General features: G+C 36.3%; 2 protein-coding genes. Both read right to left on the reverse strand.

What is annotated here, in order from left to right:
• Positions 1 to 761: 761 nt before the first annotated feature.
• Positions 762 to 1,595, reverse strand: a complete 834-nt coding sequence (locus G399_RS0110865; RefSeq protein ID WP_006008577.1) for a hypothetical protein — start codon at positions 1,593 to 1,595, stop codon at positions 762 to 764.
• A gap of 544 nt (positions 1,596 to 2,139) precedes the next feature.
• On the reverse strand, positions 2,140 to 2,346 hold the full coding sequence (locus tag G399_RS0110870) for a hypothetical protein (protein ID WP_026843653.1): 207 nt from the start codon (positions 2,344 to 2,346) through the stop codon (positions 2,140 to 2,142).
• Positions 2,347 to 2,425: the final 79 nt, after the last annotated feature.

Raw genomic sequence — 2,425 nt, forward strand, 5'->3', positions numbered from 1 at the left:
AACGACCACATCGCAAAAAGTCTTCAAACTCACGCTCAACAAATTTAGGTAAGTATTTACCTTGTTCAGATATGGCTTCTTTGAATTCCGGATAGTATTGCTCGACCAGTTGATACAACAAGGTGTTTTCCGGTCGGCGGCGTTTGTATTTCGCCGTTTGCTGAATTGCCAGCAACGGGCTCATCCTTGAGTGCGCTATTTGGATGATAGGATGACAAACATTTGTAGAGTTTTCGACTGGTCATTGTTATTCATTATGCATCGATAAATTTAGAAAACCAAATGCACAAGTCATCGGTGCATCTGGTCATCATCTATGTCTAATTACATGTAGAAGACAGTTTACGGGCAATCGACAACAAAAATATATGTATATGTCCTGTCGGTAACATAAAATAACACTCAGCCTCGAAACTTTGGTTTATTACGAGGCTTGAACTTACTTTTATCTTTGAAAAATAAGAAATTCCCAAACATAAATAAAGGGTTAAACAAAGGAAAGATTGCTAACATTATAGATAATTTCATTTTAAATATATTTCCCTTCAAGTAACCAGTGATTGTTAAATACGTAAATGCAATTATAGACAAAAGTATTATAATTTGACCTAAAAAAACGTAGCTAAAAAAAGACACACCTCTTGTTGTTTCTGTGAATAAAATTATCATAAAAAATGTTGCCGAAATAAAACTTAAAGCAATCAATGAAAATGAATATATTAATCTATAACCTTGTAGGTTTTCCATAATTTTTACCTTCATTATTGACAGGTGTAACGATATGTATATTTAGGATTGCCATCTTCGTCTTCACCTACTGTCGTTCTATTAACGTGACAAGTCAACATTCCGTTTGACATAGAGTAGTTGCCGCCAGCAGAACTTCCACTTCCACTAAATCCATTCCGATCGAACAAATTGTCAATGTTATCAAAATCATTCTCAGAACCGACAAACTCAAAGTCTAGAAGATCGTTTCCATCACTTGGGTCATCTGGCAACCGCACTTCAGTCCCTTCTTCATCGGTGTAAATTGCAGAATCTGGCACGTACTCAAGCTGGATATTTAAAATGTCACTAATCGTCGTTGATCCTGATGTGGCTATTCTGAGAGTAACAGTAACTCCATCAGAGAAATTAATTGTTATATTGCTAAATGCACCACTTATAGTCACACCCGCTAAGCTACCAAAAGCTTGAATAACTGATGAGAAGCCAAGCCTGATCCCTGAAATGTCACTATCTATCGCTACACGAGCATAATCATAAACGTCTTGTCTAGTATTATAGTTTGTTAGGAAATCAAAACCGTCGAATGGTACATCTATGTCTTGGGTTGCATAAGAATTAACTTTATCTACGAATTCAATCCAAGGTAATTTGATGTTGTTTGGCACAAATGAAGCGTTTAAGGCTTCAACAGTGTATGGTCTCCTTGTTGCGAAATCATAAGCGTAATAAACCCAGAAGGCTGACACTGTCTTATTTGTAAAATCGAAAGAGTATATAATCCGTGGACTGACTTCAGTATCTAATTGAGTAAGCGGATCGTAGTTCTCCCAACCAAATTCGTCGACTGCTTTTTGATAAATCACGTTTTTTTCTGCTGCTCATTGCATCCATGACACATTACAACAGATTCTTATGAAAGTGGTTCAATCGCACTAGTATTAAAACTGAAGGGCAACAGAACAAGCAAACCAGCACAAAGTATTATTTTCCGTACGAATGTCATTTTTTTCTTTAAGTATAGCTTTCATATATATTTAGTCCTTTAATAAATTTTAATCAAATAATCTTCTGCTCAAATAAAGTACAATGTAATTATGTAAAATGCAAACAAATTTGTTAGACGTCGCACGACGATGCGATGAATTTGTGAATACTAAAGATGTTCGAGTGCCACTTTAAGGTTTTCTACATTGTAGCCGCGATTGACTATATGCTCTATTTGGCTTGTTGATTTTATATCTGTGATGACGCCAATTAGCGCTCTGCCTTGTCTCCATTTCCCAGCCACTTCTTCTTCACATTTTACAATAGCAAGCGCGGCTGGCTTCGCTAGAGACTCGACACACTGGTAATATATAAAAAAGCGCCCAGTAAATAAAACACTTAGGCGCTAATAAAATGATGTGGTTAATCTAAACCAGGTGCAAGCGGAATATCGATACTGCCATCGTAATGAACGGTTGGCCCATCTGCATTTGGCATTGCTTGTTGTTCTTGCTTTCTTGCCGTCTTTTTATCATCTTTGTGAATGAGCTCTTCATGCCATGAAATTAATTCGCTTGTTTTAAGTTGAACATACTTATAGTTAATTTCGAGTTTAAGACAAATTAACACTATACACTACCCTTTGTTACAGCTGTCTCTCAGGGTGGTTTTGAGTTTACTAAAAAGAGTTTTTAGTGGTTTTCGAGGA

It is taken from the genome of Brumicola pallidula DSM 14239 = ACAM 615, assembly GCF_000428905.1.
GTDB classification, from domain to species: domain Bacteria; phylum Pseudomonadota; class Gammaproteobacteria; order Enterobacterales; family Alteromonadaceae; genus Glaciecola; species Glaciecola pallidula.